This window comes from Aeromonas rivuli, from assembly GCF_000820045.1.
In the GTDB taxonomy this organism is placed as follows: Bacteria; Pseudomonadota; Gammaproteobacteria; order Enterobacterales; family Aeromonadaceae; genus Aeromonas; species Aeromonas rivuli.
Genome location: NZ_CDBJ01000022.1, coordinates 1 through 18,141, shown reverse-complemented (window position 1 = coordinate 18,141; position 18,141 = coordinate 1). Strand labels below are relative to the sequence as shown.

13 protein-coding genes are annotated in these 18,141 nt (G+C 58.2%); 9 read left to right on the top strand and 4 right to left on the bottom strand.

Translation table 11 applies throughout. From position 1 onward, the window contains the following. Nucleotides 1-104 precede the first annotated feature (104 nt). Nucleotides 105-1,886 carry a gamma-glutamyltransferase gene (ggt, locus tag BN1130_RS03555; RefSeq protein ID WP_042040370.1) on the top strand — a complete coding sequence of 594 codons (1,782 nt, stop codon included), beginning with the start codon at nucleotides 105-107 and terminating at the stop codon, nucleotides 1,884-1,886. A 104-nt stretch (nucleotides 1,887-1,990) separates the two neighbouring features. On the opposite strand, the gene BN1130_RS03550 is transcribed toward ggt, so the two are convergent. Beyond that, entirely contained in the window at nucleotides 1,991-2,179 is a 189-nt protein-coding gene (locus BN1130_RS03550) for a hypothetical protein (RefSeq protein ID WP_042040369.1), read from the bottom strand. A 98-nt stretch (nucleotides 2,180-2,277) separates the two neighbouring features. Beyond that, a complete protein-coding gene (locus BN1130_RS03545; RefSeq protein ID WP_042040368.1) occupies nucleotides 2,278-3,579 on the bottom strand; it encodes a sigma-54-dependent transcriptional regulator in 1,302 nt (433 codons plus the stop codon). Nucleotides 3,580-3,945: 366 nt separating this feature from the next. On the opposite strand from BN1130_RS03545, the gene BN1130_RS03540 reads away from it, so the two are divergent. From BN1130_RS03540 to BN1130_RS03505, 8 genes are all read left to right on the top strand, one after another. Next, nucleotides 3,946-4,527, top strand: coding sequence for a FapB/FapC family functional amyloid domain-containing protein (locus tag BN1130_RS03540; RefSeq protein ID WP_232301921.1), 582 nt, complete (start codon nucleotides 3,946-3,948; stop codon nucleotides 4,525-4,527). A 123-nt stretch (nucleotides 4,528-4,650) separates the two neighbouring features. Further along, complete coding sequence (locus BN1130_RS03535) at nucleotides 4,651-5,754, top strand: FapB/FapC family functional amyloid domain-containing protein (RefSeq protein WP_042040367.1); 1,104 nt, start codon at nucleotides 4,651-4,653, stop codon at nucleotides 5,752-5,754. Between the two features lie 53 nt (nucleotides 5,755-5,807). Continuing rightward, on the top strand, nucleotides 5,808-6,485 hold the full coding sequence (locus BN1130_RS03530; protein WP_042040366.1) for a C39 family peptidase: 678 nt from the start codon (nucleotides 5,808-5,810) through the stop codon (nucleotides 6,483-6,485). A gap of 7 nt (nucleotides 6,486-6,492) precedes the next feature. Continuing rightward, entirely contained in the window at nucleotides 6,493-7,152 is a 660-nt protein-coding gene (locus tag BN1130_RS03525; RefSeq protein ID WP_042040365.1) for a hypothetical protein, read from the top strand. A gap of 80 nt (nucleotides 7,153-7,232) precedes the next feature. Then, a complete protein-coding gene (locus BN1130_RS03520) occupies nucleotides 7,233-8,444 on the top strand; it encodes a transporter family protein (protein ID WP_052448167.1) in 1,212 nt (403 codons plus the stop codon). A 307-nt stretch (nucleotides 8,445-8,751) separates the two neighbouring features. Then, complete coding sequence (gene pykF, locus BN1130_RS03515) at nucleotides 8,752-10,164, top strand: pyruvate kinase PykF (protein ID WP_042040364.1); 1,413 nt, start codon at nucleotides 8,752-8,754, stop codon at nucleotides 10,162-10,164. Between the two features lie 146 nt (nucleotides 10,165-10,310). After that, the gene (gene mscK / locus BN1130_RS03510) at nucleotides 10,311-13,610 is read left to right on the top strand and encodes a mechanosensitive channel MscK (RefSeq protein ID WP_042040363.1); all 3,300 of its coding nucleotides are present in this window, start codon (nucleotides 10,311-10,313) and stop codon (nucleotides 13,608-13,610) included. 189 nt (nucleotides 13,611-13,799) lie between these two features. Beyond that, entirely contained in the window at nucleotides 13,800-14,411 is a 612-nt protein-coding gene (locus BN1130_RS03505; protein WP_042040361.1) for a LysE family translocator, read from the top strand. A gap of 94 nt (nucleotides 14,412-14,505) precedes the next feature. Here the strand turns inward: BN1130_RS03505 and BN1130_RS03500 are convergent, their stop codons facing one another. Together BN1130_RS03500 and BN1130_RS03495 are read right to left on the bottom strand one after the other, a co-directional pair. After that, nucleotides 14,506-16,683: a carbohydrate-binding protein gene (locus BN1130_RS03500; RefSeq protein WP_232301920.1), complete on the bottom strand. Its 2,178-nt coding sequence runs from the start codon at nucleotides 16,681-16,683 to the stop codon at nucleotides 14,506-14,508. Between the two features lie 124 nt (nucleotides 16,684-16,807). Continuing rightward, a partial coding sequence (locus BN1130_RS03495) for a glycoside hydrolase family 3 protein (protein WP_042040359.1) occupies nucleotides 16,808-18,141 on the bottom strand: 1,334 nt, incomplete at its 5' end.

Genomic DNA, 18,141 nt, shown 5'->3' with positions numbered 1-18,141 from the left:
ATTGATAGATTTGTAACCACTTGAGTATAAAGACAAACTTTCCATAGAGCCTCGATTGTGCCACATTCTTTATCCCTGTAGGAAAAACAGACAAGGAGAGTGTCATGTTCCTCAAACCCCTCAGCCTGCTGGTCGCCCTCGGCCTGCTCGCCGGTTGCGCCTCTCAGGAAGCCTTCCATTATTCAGTGCCCCCCCAGACCCTGCTCGCCCCCGAGGCCGCCAGTGGCTGGACCGACAAGCAGGGCTGGCAAGGCAAATCCTTCATGGTCGCCGCCGCCAACCCGCTGGCGGTGGACGCCGGTTATCAGGTGATCAAGGCCGGTGGTTCGGCGGTGGATGCCGCCATCGCCGTACAGTTGGTGCTGACCCTGGTCGAGCCGCAATCCTCCGGCATAGGGGGTGGCTCCCTCATGCTGGTCTGGGACGGCCAACGAGTCAGCGCCGTGGATGGCCGGGAGACGGCGCCAGCGGCCGCCACCGACCAGCTGTTTATGAAGGATGGCAAACCGATGGCCTTCTATGAGGGGGTCGTCGGCGGACGCTCTGTCGGGGTACCCGGCACGGTACGCGCGCTGGCCCTGGCCCATCAGCAGTATGGCAAGCTGCCCTGGGCCAGCCTGTTCGAGCCAGCCATCACCCTCGCAGAGCAAGGGTTTGCCATCAGTCCACGACTGGGCACCCTGCTGGCCAAGGAGCCCTATCTTGCCAGGGACAAGGAGGCCCGCGCCTACTTCTATCAGGCCGATGGCACACCCAAGCCTGTGGGGACCCGGCTCACCAACCCGGCCCTGGCCAAGGTATTGCGCACCCTGGCCAGTGAGGGGCCCGACGCCTTCTATCGCGGCCCGCTCGCCGACGCCATGGTCGCCAAGGTGCATCAGCACCCGGATAACCCGGGGGTGCTGGCGGCAAGCGATCTCGCCAGCTACCAGGCCAAGCTCAGGGAGGGTCTCTGCTTCGATTATCGCCAGAGTGAAGTCTGTGGCTTCCCGACCCCCTCCTCCGGCACCCTGGCGCTGGGACAGATCTTCGGCATGCTGGAGAGCCGTGACATGGCAGCCCTCAAACCCGTGCAGGGCGCCGATGGCCAACTGAGCGCCAGTCCGCAAGCCATTCACCTCTATAGCGAAGCGGCGCGCCTCGCCTTCGCCGATCGCAACCAGTATGTGGCAGACATGGATTTTGTCAGCGTGCCGGTGGCTGGCATGCTGGACAAGGGCTACCTGGCGCAGCGTGGAGCACTTATCAGCGACAAGTCTATGGGCATGGCCAAACCCGGCACACCGCCCATGGCCATTGCCCGTGGCCTGGATGCGACCCCGGAGTTGCCCTCCACCAGCCACATCTCCATCGTCGATGAACAAGGCATGGCCGTCTCCATGACCAGTTCCATCGAAGACGGCTTTGGCTCAAGGTTGATGGTGAATGGTTATCTGCTCAACAACGAGCTGACTGATTTCTCCTTCACCTCGGTGGGCGCCGCCGGACTGCCGGTCGCCAACCGGGTCGAGCCAGGCAAGCGGCCGCGATCCTCCATGTCGCCCTTGCTGGTCTTTGATAAAAAGAGCAAACAACTGGAGATGAGCCTGGGTTCTCCAGGTGGCTCGGCCATCATCAACTATGTGGGCAAGACGCTGCTCGGCACTCAGGACTGGGGGCTCAACTTGCAGCAGGCCATCAATCTGCCCAACTTCGGCAGCCGCAATGGCCCCACCGAGCTGGAGCAGGGACGTACCCCTCAGTTTGTGGTCGATGCACTGCGGGCCCGGGGTCATGAGGTGGTGCTGAACGAGCAAACCTCCGGATTGCAGGGGGTAGAGCGCAATGCCCTGGGCTGGTTTGGCGCCGCCGATCCGCGCCGGGAAGGGATAGCCAAGGGTGAGTGACGCAGGATCATGACCCCATCCATGCATCATGCGGGCTAACGAGACCCCATACCAACGAGGCCACCCAAAGGGTGGCCTCGCTGTTTATCGGGAGGTCAAAGGCATCAGGGGTTGCTGGCGGTCAATGCGGCCGGGGCGGTTGTCTGGGCCAGCAGCCAGTGCTGGCGCTCGATACGCTCCATGGCAGCGGGCTGCATATCCCCTTGGAGGACGGGCGCCACGGACCAATTGGGCAGCGGCCACCAGGGCAGGGTCAACAACAAGACAAACAGGCTAGCAAGATACCAGGCCATGGGAGGCTCCTGTATGACGCGGATTCTGATTGGGGAGCCTGTTGCAGCACACCCTCAAGGTTACCTCATGATGATGCCTCTCCCCTGTGACGGCAGTGTTACAGCAGGTCGTGCTTATCCAGCAGGCGATAGAGGGTTGCCCGAGAGATGGCAAGCTGGCGGGCAACCTCCTCAAGGCGATCGGGAAAACGGGCGAGTGTTTGCTGCAAAGCCAGGCGCTCGGCCGCCTCGCGAGCCGCCTTGAGCGAACCATCAAACAGCAGGGTATCAGTGTGGGAAAGCTCCAGATCCTGCGCTTCAATGAGCGAGCCTTCGCACATGACGGCGGCACGCTGTATCCTGTTGTGCAACTCACGCACGTTGCCGGGCCAGCCATAAGCCTGCATGACATGACGCGCCTGCAGAGAAAAGACCAGCGGCCGCGCACCGCGCACCTCTGCCAGTATCTCATCCGCGAGCAGTTGCACATCATCTCTGCGATCCCGCAGCGCAGGGGTTCTCAGACGCACGACATTCAATCGATAGTAGAGATCCTCACGAAAACGCCCCTGCGCAACCGCCTGCTCTACATCTATATTGGTCGCGGCTATCACCCTGACATCGACGCTACGCGAGGCGTGGCTGCCGACCATCTCGATACACTGCTCCTGCAAGAAGCGCAGTAGAGTGACTTGATCCTCCAGGGGCAGCTCGCCAATCTCATCAAGAAACAGGGTGCCACCATCGGCCGCCTCTATCTTGCCAATCTTGTGAGCCTGAGCCCCTGTGAAAGCCCCTTTCACATGACCAAACAGCTCGGACTGGATCAGTTGATGAGGCATGGCGCCACAGTTGACTGCCACGAAGGGGCTCTCTTCCCCAAAGATGCCGTAGTGCAGCTCGCGCGCCACCAGCTCCTTGCCCGTACCGCTTGGCCCTGTCACCAGCACCGGCAGACGACAGTGTTGCAGACGGCCCATCTGCTCCCTGAGCCGGAGGATGACGTCACTTTGTCCCTGAATACACCGCATCTTGTCTGGCAATTTGGGTCGCTGCCGTTCGATGAGTCGAGCCATTCCCAAGGCATGACCCAGGCTGTGACAAAGGCGGGTCGGATCCAATGGGAAGGTATGAAAATCATGAAAACAGGCCGCCAGCAGATTGCGCACCGGCTCAGATGCCAAGAGATCCCTATCGACCAGCCCTATCCAGAGACGGTTTGGGTGCTGGGCAATGAGCGCACGCAGGGCCTCATTCTGCTGTGGAACAATCGCCACTAATACCAGAGGGAAATTACCATGATGCAACTTCTCCTCCGCCGCGCTCAACGAGCGGGCCCGAGATAAACGCCACTCCCCCTGAGCAAGCAACGACTCCAACGCAGCACACGGATTGATAACCAGCAGTGCTTCCTCCTGCATGTTGAACCCTCCTGTCGCTCGTGCCGATTGTGACGCTAACCTGCAACCACCTTGCTATCGGTATACAGGTAGAAATAAAAAATCTGATATCAAACGGCACCATTTAGATGAACTGAAACGGGATAACTATAACCTACTCCGGATATAGGCTCATGACACAACAACAATGAGAATCGAGATTTAATACTGAGAAACAATAAATTCCAAAATAAACAAAAGCTTATTCATTATAAAAAAAACCATATCTCACTGGTGAGATTAAATGACATAACAAACAATAAATTACAAATTAAAAAACAATAGCTTACGTTGTGGCACAAGCATTGCTTTACCTCTTTCGCCCCTCTTATCGCATGGAGAGAAAGAGTGAAAAAATATATTGCATTGGCTGCTTATGTTTTATTGCTATTCACAGCCCCAACCAGAGCTGAAAACCAGGTCAATTTAGGCCAGCAGGCTCTGAGTAATATCAGAGGAAGCATGGGGGTGAATATGGTGTCCGGCAACAATAACCAACAAGGAAATCTTGCCGCCATCGCAATCTCGGGTCCTGCCATCATCCAGTTCAGTCAGCAAACCCAGGCTATCTCTGCCCTCAATGGAAACCAGCGCGTTGCCATTTACGACTCCGCACTGACCCAAAGCAAGGGGCTCATTGGCATCAACCAAGGAGCAGGGGAAGCCAATCAACAGGTAAACGCATTTGCACTATCCCTTGGGGATGACACTGGGGTAGGCGCGGTGACCGATATCAATCTCAGTACCAGCGTCGCGACATTGCCCACTGGCAAGGTACCGGCGAATACGACAAGCAGTATTTATCTGGATGGCAACGCCCTCGCAGGAAGCAAGGGAGTCATTCAGGTCAATCAGGTCACGGGACTAGGGAATCAAGCGGTAAACATGGTTTCCCTGCCTTTGACAGGTGCAGTAACGGCATCGCCTTGATGCCGCAGGGACAGGAGGTTAAACCTGACACTTCACCGCCATGCCCGATGCTCAAGAGATCGGAGCGCGGATACAGGAGTCACAGGTGAGGCCCCCATGGCAAGCTCAATGGAGAGACTCATTATGCGTGGACTTATATACAGCTCATTAGCCGCCGCGGTCGTCATGGCCATGTCGGGTACCGCATTCGCCAATGAAAGAGGCGGTGACAGGGACGAAACGGGCGCCACCCTGACCAAGAAGGTCAAGGTTGAAGTGGATGTTGAATATGAAGGACGGGTCAACGTCGGCGGATCCATCAATGTCAACAAGCTGGGTATGGCGGTGGTGGATAACCAGCAATCCAGTTCTATGATTGGCACCTCCAACTACAGAACCGAAAACAAGAGCCAGATCGATAACTCCTTCAAAGGGGCGGCAGGTAACGTCGGCGCCAACGTGGCCGCCGGTGACTCCAACGTGCAGGGCAACAGCGCCTCCCTTGCAGCCTACGATTCAGTTGACGCCGAGTTCGTCATGGGTCGTGGTTACCCGGGCCAAAGCGGTTCTGCCGGTGGATCATCTGATGCAGAGATCTTCTCCGATCAGAGTGCCGGTCATAACCTGACCACCAACATGGGTCATCAGAACAAATCTGGCATCGGCGATGGCGCCTTCAAAGACGCTGCAGGCAATATCGGGGTGAACGTGGTTTCCGGCTCGGGTAACGTCCAGGCCAATAACATGGCCGCCACTGTCTCCACTGGCAACATGGCCGTGGCCACAGTCGCCAATAGCCAGAACGTATCCCACAACGCCACCTCCAACACCAGCCTGAGTGCAACCAAAACAGTGGCCTACAACCCTGTTTACCTGAAGCTCAACGCTCATGGCAGCTATGAGGGCGATAGCAAGCAGTCCAATGATGTCTATCCGGAAGTATGGATAGACGGGGATCACAACCCCGGGGCACAAAAACAGCTTGGTCATATCGACTTCGATAACGATAACAAGAAAAACCCTGGCAAGTTCGAGTTCGAGGAAGAGGGTGATATCAAGCTGAGCGGTTCTGTGTCTGGCTACATTCCTGTGGTCAACACCTACACCAGTCGTGAGACCTTCAACCACGCCAACATCAATGGTGGGGCCTTCAATGGCGCCGTGGGCAACATTGGGGTGAACGTGGCATCTGGCACCAACAATCTGCAAGCGAACAACCTCTCGCTGGCCGCAGGTTTCGCCAAGTAATCAGTCTGCACAGGGGGCTTCAGGCCCCCTTTTTTACACGCGAGGAGGAGACGATGCGCTGGCTACTAATCTTGTGTCTCTGTCAGGGTGCCTGGGCGGCCAATCTGCCCATAGGGGAACATCTCCCGGCCCTTGGCGACTTCAACAAGCCGGTGCAGAGCATCATGGAACGGCGCTTCGCCAATATCGAGCGTCAACATACGGATTTCAGCTGCGGCGCCGCTGCCGTGGCAACCATATTGCGTTACTCCTACGGCCAGGTGACCAATGAACGCTGGGTCATGGATGGCATGATGGCCATGGCCGATCCGGCTTTGGTACAGCGTTATGGATTTTCCATGCTCGACATGAAGCAGTATCTGCAAATGCTCGGCATGCGGGTCAGGGGCTATCGACTTGGTGACGAGAAGCTGCGCCAGGTGAGAGTGCCGACCATAGTGTTACTCAATATTCGTGGCTATCAGCACTTCGCCGTACTGCGCGCCATTGATCGACAAGATCGCGTCTATCTGGCCGATCCCGCCCTGGGAAATCGCATTATCTCGTTTGATGAGTTCAAGAAGAGCTGGAACGGGATCCTGCTGGCGGTGATTGGATCCGGATATCGTCCGGACGCTCCCCTGGCCAATCCATCCCCCCCTCTGTCAGTGCGAGGAAAAGATGGCCTGTTTGCGCCCATCAACGAGACCTCCCTGCTGGAGTTTGGTTTTCAGCACAGGGAGCTAATGTGAGGCAGTTATGAGCAACCTACATTCCGTTTGGCTCGCCTGCTTGCTTGCAGGCATGACCGGCCCTGCGCTGGCAGCCTCGGATCCACTGGCCAACCTGTCGGAGCATTTCGCTCCCGAGCTTGGCGACAGTGAACTCGCCAATCTGCGCGGTCGTTACGCCGGGCCTCAGGGGATCCGTTATTTCGGCATCGAGTTTATCTCGACCCTGACCACCGCTCAGGCACAGCAGACGGCAGCCATGAATCTGACCCTGAGCGTCATCCAGAATCACCCCAATCTCGACATCCGCATCAAAAATGATGCAAAAGCGGCTGTGTCCGCGCCTGCCGCCAGCAACATCAATGGCTCGGGTCTGGTTCAAGTGGTGCAGCTTCAAGGTAGTGGTAATAGCTCGGTCAACCAGACCGGCATCACCTTGACAGCGCCACCGGTGACGGGCCAGAGCGTAAACAGTGGCAATTATGAAAGTCAGGGATCTCTTGGTACGGCTAGCTACCGGGTCTCGGGAAATTATGCGGGACTGCAACTAAACTCGGCCGATGGGCATGTTCAACTGGAACAGAGTCTGCGAGGAGACAACTTCAGCCGGGGCTTATTGCAGCTTAATCGCGTCAGAGGAGATGGTTTACGGGCACTCAATCAGACTCGGATCTGGCTCTCCCGTTAAAGTAAGTAAACCCTTGCTGATTGATTCTGCTCCATTGGATGGCGCTGATACAAAGACAATAAACAACAAGGATGGATCCGATGAAACAGTCTGCCATGGTGTTGATTGCGCTGGCACCGCTCAGCTGCTGGGCGGCCAGTGCGGAAGAAGAGGCACTGCAACAGCAACTCGATCTGCTACGCCAACAACTTATCCAGCAAAATCAGGCGCTTCATCAGCTACAAGCGCGTCTGGAGGCCGTTAAAACCAGCAAGACAGCGGGCACAGCCGCCGCCACGGGGGCCGTGGCTGGTACGGCCGCCACCGCATCAGCCCCCCAAAATGAAGCGACTCGCCGTACCCCGGAGGCGGGGCGCAGCACGGAAGACTTGATGATCGAGCAGCATAATGTGTTCGATCGTGCCTGGGTGCTGGACTTCGGGCTCTCCTATCAGCATTACAACCGCAAAGACCTGGCCCTGCGTGGTTTCCTTGCCCTTGATGCCATCTTCCTCGGCGAGATCAATCTCGATCGGGTACGTTCCGATCAATGGGTCGCCGATCTCGTCACTCGTTATACCCTCAACGATCGCTGGCAACTGGAGCTGGCCGTACCCTACATGCTGCGCAGCACCAACTACCAGACCACGGGCAAGGAGAATTCCAGCCGCGATTTCGAAGAGCAGAGTGTCACGGATGGCGGCTTGGGCGATCTGAGCATGGCTGTCTACTATCGGGTGCTGGCGGAGGATGAAAATTGGCCCGATCTGGTCTGGAACATACGGGCCAAGGCACCGACCGGCCGAGATCCCTATGGCATAGGAGTGGATACATCGGAGTCTGGCAACCTGATCACCCCCAAAGAGCTCGCCACCGGCAACGGCCTATGGCAACTCTCTACCGGCTTCTCCGTGGTCAGAACCCTGGACCCTGCCATCTTGTTTGCCAACCTGAACTATGGCCATAGCCTCAAAGGCGACTTTGACGATGTCTCCTATCTGCCTGGCGATCAGCCCGGCAGCATACAGATTGGTGACTGGTACGAATATGGTCTGGGGGTTGCCTTTGCCCTTAACGAGCGTTTCAGCCTCTCATTCAACATCAACCAACGCATCACCCAAGAATCCGAGCAAGGCGCCGAAGGCTTCCCCATGGAGAAAGTCACGGGGTCTGATGCCAATGCCGCCAGCTTTGGCATGGGGGCGACCTGGGCCATGACAGACAAGCTCTCCATGGCCGTCAACTGGTCGGCAGGGCTGACGACTGATGCTCCTGATTACAACATAGGGATACGTTTCCCCTATCGTTTCTAGCACCAACATCGCGGTTATCGCACCCACCCAGGCCGGGGAAAGTACGCTTTCGCCGGCCTGGGGAGAGGTCGGGCCAGCTAGTCATTTAACTACATACTCCCCATCAGCCAGATCCGTGACGCATCTGTCATGTATGGGCTAGACCCCAAAAACGCCATTATTTTAGGCCCTAAAATCTTATGGCTACGAAAACGTTATCGCGCAAAATGAGGCATTTTTGGCTCAAAACGTTGTTTCTGGATCATAAAAAGTATCCAGAAACTGGTGTATATTACTCGGCGGAAACTCCTTAACCATGAAGACTGACATGAAAAAGACCAAAATCGTCTGCACCATAGGTCCCAAGACCGAATCCAAAGAAATGCTGGCCAAGATGCTGGATGCCGGCATGAACGTCATGCGCCTGAACTTCTCTCACGGTGACTACGCCGAACACGGCGGCCGCATCAACAACTTGCGCGAAGTCATGGCAGAAACCGGCCAGCAAGCCGCTATCCTGCTCGACACCAAGGGTCCGGAAATCCGTACCATGAAGCTGGAAGGTGGCAACGATGTCTCTCTGGTCGCCGGCCAGACCTTCACCTTCACCATCGATCAGACCGTAGTCGGCAATCAAGACAAGGTCGCCGTGACCTATGCCGGTTTTGCCAACGACCTGCGCGTCGGCAACCGTATCCTGGTTGATGATGGCTTGATCGGCATGGATGTTATCGAAATCACCGAGCGTGACGTCATCTGCAAGGTGCTCAACAACGGCGACCTGGGTGAGAACAAGGGTGTCAACCTGCCGGGTGTCTCCATCAAGCTGCCAGCCCTGGCCGAGAAAGACAAGCGCGACCTCATCTTCGGTTGTGAGCAAGGCGTTGATTTCGTTGCTGCATCTTTCATCCGCAAGCAAGAAGACGTGCTGGAAATCCGTGAGCACCTGAAAGCCCACGGTGGCGAGAACATCCAGATCATCTCCAAGATCGAAAACCAGGAAGGCCTGGACAACTTCGACGAGATCCTTGCTGTCTCCGACGGCATCATGGTCGCCCGTGGTGACATGGGTGTCGAAATTCCGGTTGAAGAAGTGATCTTCGCCCAGAAGATGATCATCGCCAAGTGCAACAAGGCTCGCAAAGTCGTTATCACCGCGACCCAGATGCTCGATTCCATGATCAAGAACCCGCGTCCGACCCGCGCCGAAGCCGGTGACGTGGCGAACGCCATCCTGGATGGTACCGATGCCGTCATGCTGTCCGGTGAGTCTGCCAAGGGCAAGTACCCGCTGGAAGCCGTGACCATCATGGCCACCATCTGCGAACGTACCGACGCCGTGATGCCGTCCAACCTGTCTGCTGCCAATGACAGCAACAAGCTGCGCATCACCGAAGCCGTCTGCAAGGGCGCTGTCGAGACCTCCCAGAAGCTGGATGCCCCGCTGATCCTGGTCGCGACCGAAGGCGGCAAGTCAGCCAAGGCCATTCGCAAGTACTTCCCGACAGCCTGGATCCTGGCCATCACCACCAACAAGAAGACCGCTGCCCAGCTGGTGCTGACCAAAGGCGTGGTGGCTCATGTGGTTGACAGCATCGCCTCCACCGACGATTTCTATCGCATCGGCAAAGACGCGGCGCTGCAAAGCGGCATGGGTCTGAAGGGTGATGTGGTCGTCATGGTCTCCGGTGCCCTGGTACCGAGCGGTACCACCAACACTGCCTCCGTTCACGTACTCTAATCCGTGCTGAACCGATGAAACGGCGCCTGCGGGCGCCGTTTTTTTTTATCATCCCCTCTGCTTGATGACCGAGGCGAGTGCTAGAATCTCGCGCAATTTATCAGTGATCGGACCCATCCCGTCATATGGTCACCAACGGAACCCCTATGCTCTCACTCACGTTCAAACGAGTCGCCACTCTGTTGTGCCTGCTCTCCACCCTCGCCGTGGGCCAGGCCCTGGCTCAGGATCTTCCCCAACAGGGAACGATCCAGCGCCAGCTCGAGACCCTCTCCAAATCGGACAACCTGACGGTCAGCCAACAGGCTGACAAGACGTTTCTCAGTGAAACCCTCTCCCTGCTCGACAGCATCGACAAGGAGAATGCCAAGGCCAAGATACAGAGCCAACGTCTCAGGACGCTCCCCTCGGATCTCAAGGAGATCTCGGCAAAGATCGATGAACTAAACAAGAGCAAGAGCCCGGAGCAGATCGCACAAGAATATGCGACCATGAGCCTGGAGGCACTCGAGAGCCGCCAGCCAGAAGTGATGGCCAGCATGCAGGATGCCCAGGAATCCCTCGGCACCATTGCCAGCCAGATAACCAACCTGCAAACCCTGCCAGAACGTGCCCAGAGCACCATGAGCAAGGCGTATCAACGTAGCCAGGAGATCCGTTCCCGCCTCAATGCCGGGGATGCCGTGAGCAGTGCCGAACGGGGCAAGCTCAACGCGGAGCAAGCACTGCTCGACCTGCAACTCGCCTACCTGCAAAAGGAGCTGGATAACAGAACCAGCATGCAGGATCTCGCGGTCAAGCAACGGGATTATCAAAACGCTCGCCTGGCACTGGAAGAGCAGAAACTGCAGTCCTTGCAAAATGAAGTCAGTAGCAAGCGCCTCGGCAACACTGAAAAAACCGCAGAGCAGACTGGCGAGCTGGTCGCCAGTCTGAACAACCCGCTGATCCAGAAAGAGCAGGAGGCCAATCACCAGCTCAGCAAGCAGTTGATCTCCGCCACCAATAATCTCAACACCCTGATGCAGAAAAACCTGCAGGCCAAGAGCTGGCTCGAACGGGGCACTCAGACCGAGCGCAACCTCAATGAACAGGTTGAGATGCTCAAGGGTAACCTGCTGCTCTCCCGCATCCTGTATCAGCTCTATCAGCAACTGGAGGCGGCCCCCACCAGTGCGGTCAGCAACCTGGAGGAGCAGATAGCCGATCTGCACCTTGCCCAATTCGAACTGAGCCAGCAGCGGGATCAGCTGTTCCAGAAGAACCAGTTCCTCGACAAGCTGATCGAGACCAGTGGCCTGGCCGTCAGTGCCGAAGACAGGGAGAACCTCTCCCTCCTGCTCGACACCCGCATCTCGCTGCTCGACCAGCTCAATCGCCAGCTCGATGCGCAGTTGACCAACGCCATCAGCCTGCAGCTGACCCAGCAGCAGATCAAACGGATCTATAACTCCATCGAATTGACCCTGCAGCAACACATCTTCTGGGTGAGCAGCAACAAGCCAATCGACAGTAAATGGCTCCTCTCCTGGCCGAGCCAGGTGGCCAAGCAGATCAGCGACTGGACCCTGACCCCCAAGGCCTGGCTGGATGTGCTGGTTGCCGTCAGCCTGCTGGCCCTGCCGCTGCTGGTCATCGGCTGGCTGCTGCTGTGGAAGCGTCAGGCCATCAAGACCCGCCTGCAGAATATCAACAAGGATCTTGGTCGTTTCCGTCAGGACAGCCAGTTGCACACTCCCAAGGCGCTGCTGATGATGACCCTGCTCTCCCTGCCGGGCGCCCTCTTCATCTGCGCCGCCGGGCTGCTGCTCGCTTACAATGGTCTGCTCAGCATCAACCTGACCATGCAGATCACCCTCAATCTGGCGTTGGGTTATCTGGTATTTAGCGTCTATCTCGGGGTCATGCGCCCGGGGGGCATCGCCGAGAGTCACTTCCGACTGCCCAGGGAAGAGCTGGCGAGCAAGCGCAAGCATTTTCGCTATCTCTGGTTCACCTTGATGCCACTCATCATGTTGTCGACCAAGGCCGTGATCGAGCCCTCGACCCTGGGCAATGACGCCCTGGGCCAGGCGCTGACCCTGATCCTGCTGGGCGCCACCGCCTGGATGCTCTATCCCCTGTTCAGGGCCAGGATCAAGAGCGGTGTCAGCATGTTGCAGTCGATGCTCTCCTTCCTGCTACTGCTCACCCCCATAGTGCTGATAGGCCTGGTGCTGTTTGGTTACTACTACACGGCACTCAAGCTGACCGGCCGGCTCATCGAGTCGTTCTATCTCTTGCTGATATGGAGCCTGGTCTATCGTACCGCCCTGCGCGGTCTGGAACTGGCAGCCCGCCGTCTCGCCTGGCGCCGTGCCGTGGCCAAGCGTGAGCACAGGGCGCAAGAAGATGCGGAAGGGGGCGACGCCATCGAAGAGCAACCCATGGCACTGGAAGAGGTGAGCCAGCAATCCCTGCGCCTGACCCGCATCGTGCTGCTTGGCATCTTCGGGGTCGCCTTCTACTGGCTCTGGTCCGATCTTATCGCGGTATTTACTTACCTCGATAGCGTGGTGCTCTGGCACAAGAGTGAGGGAACTGGCGCCAATGCCGTGCTATATCCCGTCAGCCTGAGCGATGTCCTCACCGGCCTCTTCTTGCTGGGGGTCGCCTGGTCCCTGGCCCGCAACCTGCCCGGTCTGCTGGAGGTGCTGGTACTCTCCAAACTCAAGCTGGCCCAGGGCTCGGCCTACGCCATCACCACCATGCTCAACTACGTGCTGATTGGGGTGGGTACCCTCACCTCACTGGCCATGTTCGGCATGCAGTGGGAGAAGTTGCAGTGGCTGGCCGCGGGGCTCTCGGTCGGTATCGGCTTTGGTATGCAGCAGATAGTCTCCAACTTTATCTCCGGCATCATCATACTGTTCGAGCGCCCGGTGCGGATCGGCGATACGGTCACCATTGGCACCATATCCGGCACGGTCAACAAGATCCGGATCCGCTCAACCACCCTCACCGACTTTGACCGCAAAGAGGTGATCATCCCGAACCAGCAGCTGATGATAGAGCGGCTGATCAACTGGTCCCTGTCCGATACCGTCACCCGGGTCATCGCCCGGGTCGGGGTTGCCTACGGCTCGGATCTGGAGCTGACCCGTACCTTGCTGAAGCAGGCTGCCCAGGAGAACAGTCGGGTGCTCAAGGATCCCGAACCCCTGGTCTACTTCCTTACCTTCGGCGCCAGCACCCTGGATCATGAGCTGCGTTTCTTCGTGAGTGAACTCGGCGATCGCAACCCCGCCATCGATGAGCTCAACCGCACCATAGACCGCCTGTTCAAGGAGAATGGCATAGACATCTCCTTCAACCAGATGGATGTCTATATCAAGAACCTGCAAGGGGACGAGCAGAAGATTGCCTCTCACCCCGCCCTCCCCCGTGAAGATGGCAAAGCCGTCTGATCCTGACGGGTGGATCACTGACCAAGGGAGGCCCTGCTGCAGGGCCTCCCTTTTTTGTGGCCGTTCAGCGGGTCATGCCATGGCTTGCCCGCGCCTCAGCAATCAATGCCAGGACAGGCGCCACCATTGCATTTGCGAAATGGGCCCCCATCTAATGGATTCAAAAAGGACTATTAAAAGGATGCTGTCATGGATTACCTCTACGCCGTGGTGCTGTTTGCCATCTCATCCTCCATCACCCCCGGCCCCAACAACATCATGGTGATGACCTCGGGGCTCAATTTCGGTGTCAGGAGAAGCTTGCCACTGCTGGCCGGGATCTGCGTCGGTTTCGCCATCATGCTGTTGCTGGTTGGCCTGGGCTTTGGCCAGCTGTTTCGCCTGTGGCCTGACCTGCATCTGCTTATCAAGGTCACAGGCACCCTCTATCTGCTCTATCTCGCCTGGTTGATCGCCCGCTCGGCCGGGATGGCGACGGGCAAGGAGCAACAGCAACCGCTCTCCTTCATCAAGGGGGCCCTGTTCCAGTGGGTCAATGCCAAGGCCTGGGTGGTTGCCACCGGCGCCATTGCCGCATTCACCACTGTGGGTGCGAGCTTTTACAGCCAGAATCTCACCATAGCCCTCACCTTCTTCATCGTCTCCTTCCCCAGTGTCGGCATCTGGATGCTGTTTGGCTCCCTGCTAAAACGCTGGCTACAACATGACCAGGCCCGCCGGTGGTTCAACTACACCATGGCACTCCTGCTCGTCCTCTCGGTGGTGCCGGTGCTCGGCGAGCTGCTGGCACAGCTCGGATAAGCCCCTGCGGCAACGCCATCAAAAAGAACAGGCCCCGAAGCGGGGCCTGTTTCATAGGGGTGATTGCCATCACCTGATGCTGGTTGATGCCACCTTAGCTGCAGGGGCCAATCAGCTTCCAGGGATCCCCGGCCGTGGGCAGGTTACCGCTGCTCCACCACTTGGCCTCATAGATATTGCCGTTGTAGGTCACCTTGTTACCCGTGGTGTAGACGGAGCCGGTTGCCCAGTTCGCCGGGCAGGTGGTGCTGCTGCCAGGTTCGAAGCTGACCGACAGGCTATGAGCACCATTCAAGGCATTGAAGGTGTAGCTGCCGGCCACGGCCTGAGCCACCCCATCGACGCTCAGGGATTTCACCTTGTAACCGGTATTGGGCAGCAGGGTGACGGTAAAGTTGGTGCCGCCTTTTCCTTTCAAAATGCCGTTCGCCGGTGCAGGGGAGACAGTACCGCCCGCCCCTATGTTGACGCTGATGTCGAAGAAGACAGGGATGTCGATGGTGGCTTCGCTGTAATTACCGCTAAAGCCGGCGAAGTTGGCGGCCGTGATGGTGTTCACCGCCGTGTTCTTCAGCACTATCTTCTTGGCATCGCCCTTGGCATAAGGCTCCACCAGGGTGATGACCACATCACTCCCCTCCTGAGTCAGCTTGATGCCGGAGAAGGGCACCGGCTGATTGCTCGGAGTGGTGATGACCGTCTTGGCCGGATCGAAGCGATTGGCCACCAGCGTCATGTTCCAGCCCCAGTTCAGCGAGCTGAGCGGCACTATGTAGCCGAGGCGATCGTAACTGCCGGTGACATTGCTGAACATCTCGGGTCTGATGTCGTTGAGGGTCAGTCCCACCAGCTCGTAGGAGGAGTAGATGCCGCCATCTTCCGCCTGCGGGCCCATCACCACCGAGGTGGCCGTCTCATAGGCTTTCAGGTGTTTGAAGCCGATACCGGCACTGCCCGCTATCTTGTCGACCGCCGGATCGAAGCCCTGCACCACCTGCTTGCCCGAGTTCCAGGCCAGGGTATAGATGTCGGACTTGGTGATGACCGCGGCCGGATTGGCCTGCACAGAGGCCGCGCTGACTCCCTTGAGCACCACCCGCTGACCGGCGAATTGCAACTCGGCGCCATCGGCTACATCGCCAATGACCAGATCGGCCAAGGGTTCGGCCATGCTCCAGCCACGCAATACGATGAGATCGTCGCCGACCGTGAAGTCGTTGACCGTGGTCAAACCGTTCGCCTGCTCGTTGAGCAGGATCTGATCCTTGCCACCGCCGGTGATGACGGTGTCATTGCCCCAGCCCGCCGTCAGCACCTCATCATAGGGCGAGCCTTGGGTCGTGCTGTTGCCCGGTGTATCGAACAGGCTGTTGTAATCACCAAACTTGTAGACGTACTTGGTGATGCAGGTACCGAGTTCATCGCAGGTGATCTGGTTCTTGGTGAGCAGGGAGCCCACGCCCCAGGCGCCACGCAGATGCGCCGCGGCCAGGATGCCGGACATGGTGGCCTGCACCTGAATAGGCTGACCATTGTCATCGGTGTCGGGCCAGCTCTTGGCAAGGGCCTGGGCCCAGGTCATGTTGGCGTCCTTGAGCAGCTTGCTGATCACCTGATAGTTGAAGTGCATGGCATCGCGCATCACCAGCTCCTGCTTCTCGGGCAGGCGCAAGTCGGCCAGGGAGTTGATGCCATTCTTGCCGACGAAGGTGCCCTGCCAGCGGTTGACATCGGTCACATAGACCTTGTTGCCGCCCGAGCCCTCGATCTCGGCCAGGGCTTCGGTCTTGCAACCCGCCCAGGTGGAATCCGGCACGAACATGTAGAAGCTGTCGTACTCCTTGCCATCTACCGTCACCTGTTTCGGACTGTAGTAGCCGGCATCGATCAACACGGCCTCACCCAACTGATAACCGATAAAGCCCCACGCGTTCAAGGAGTTGTACTGCATGGTCCTGAACATGGCCGCATTCGTCGGGGTGGAGGAGTTATAAATATTGCCCACCCCCAGCTTGTTGAAGAAGCCGCTGATGGTGGTCGGCTCGGAGAGCATGGTGCCGGTGGAGCAATCCCGCACCAGACGACCCGGCGCCGTCACCTGGGCATAGGTGTAGACGGGGTTGTCGAGGTTTTGCAGATAGAAATCGGCCAGTGCCGGATTGATACCTGATTCAAAGTTGCGCAGTGCATCCAGGAAATCCTGGGTACCGCCCTTCGCCGCCAAGGCGGGGGCAGCCAATACCAGCAACACGGTTGCCGACACTATTTTCATGGTGGTTTTCAAATCCCGAACCCTCGTATTAGTCCATTAATAACTGGGCAATCGCCCATGAGCTCCCAACCACAGACTCCTAGGAGAAATCCCCCGCCATTCTCATGGCGGGAAAAGCAAAAACTTAACTGACCAGGCTCACCGCCCGGCTCTGCTGGGTCACCAGGGTGCCATTCAATACCTGCGCCGCGGCGCGAGCGCTCTCGGGGCGGGCCGAGTGGCTGCACAGGTAGTAGCGCACATCCGGATAACCGAGCAGGTCGTAGGGGCTGCGCAGCGCCACCACGATCAGTTTCTCGACGTCAAGGCTGAGTCGGCGCACCAGGGCCTGAGCCTCCTCTTGGGCGAAGTCTTCGCCGGGCAGAGGGTGATTTTCGGTCACCACCAGCAGCCAGCCATCTCCCACCGCCCCAAGCTGATCCAGGGTCAGGGGTCGCACCAGGCGAGTGCCGTTGTCCAGGGCTGCGAGGAAGTGATCGAAGGCAGGTTCGCGCTGATTGGGGCCTATGCCACGGGGATTGGTGAGGTTGTGATAGCTGGCGGCCGGTGTAGCATTGAGCACATGGAGTGGCCCCTCGCCAAGCTCTGGCACCTGACGCAGCCAGGTCAACGCCTGGTTGGCGCAAGTGTTGGCCACCTTCTGGCTCGCGGCCATGTCGATGGTTTGATAGAGCGCCATGGGCACCAGTTTGGCGAGTTTGAAGGCGACGATACGCGCCAGAGCGGCATCGATCAGCGCCTCGTCCAAGTCCCCCGCCGCCACCGCGGCCATGATGCCGTGGATCATGGCGAACTGCTTGTCGAGGTAGGAGTCGCTGTGATCGTAATGCTCCTCGGAGAGCATGATCATGTTGATGCCTGCCTTGAGCGCCTGCACCGCCGCCGTGGCGGGGGAGTAGTGATGAACGATGGCGCCCATGTTCATGCTGTCGGAGATGATGATGCCCTCAAAGCCCATCTCGTCGCGCAGCAGATCCTGCAAGATGATCGATGACAAGGTGGCCGGGTGTTGAGCATCTATCTGCGGGTAGAGGATGTGGCTGGTCATGATCAGATCCACCCCCGCATCGATGGCCGCCTGGAAGGGGCGCAGATCCTGCTCGCGCAGCTCATTCAGGGACTTGTCGACCCTGGGGATCTCCCTGTGGGTGTCACCATGGGTATCCCCGTGACCCGGGAAGTGTTTGCCGCTGCCGCAGATCCCGCCCTGGTGCAGGCCGCGCACCGCCGCCGCCGAGTGCAGTGCCACCTTGGCCGGTCGGTCGCCGAAGGCGCGGCTGTCGATGATGGGAGAGCTGGGATTGAAGTTGACGTCACAGCAGGGTCCAAGGATGCAGTTGAACCCGGCAAAGCGCATCTCCTCGGCCATGGTTTTATACATGAGTTCTGTGCCCTGTCCGGTCTCGGCCACGCCGAGGGCCAGGTTGCCGGGCCCGGTGGTGGACTCCCCCACCAGCA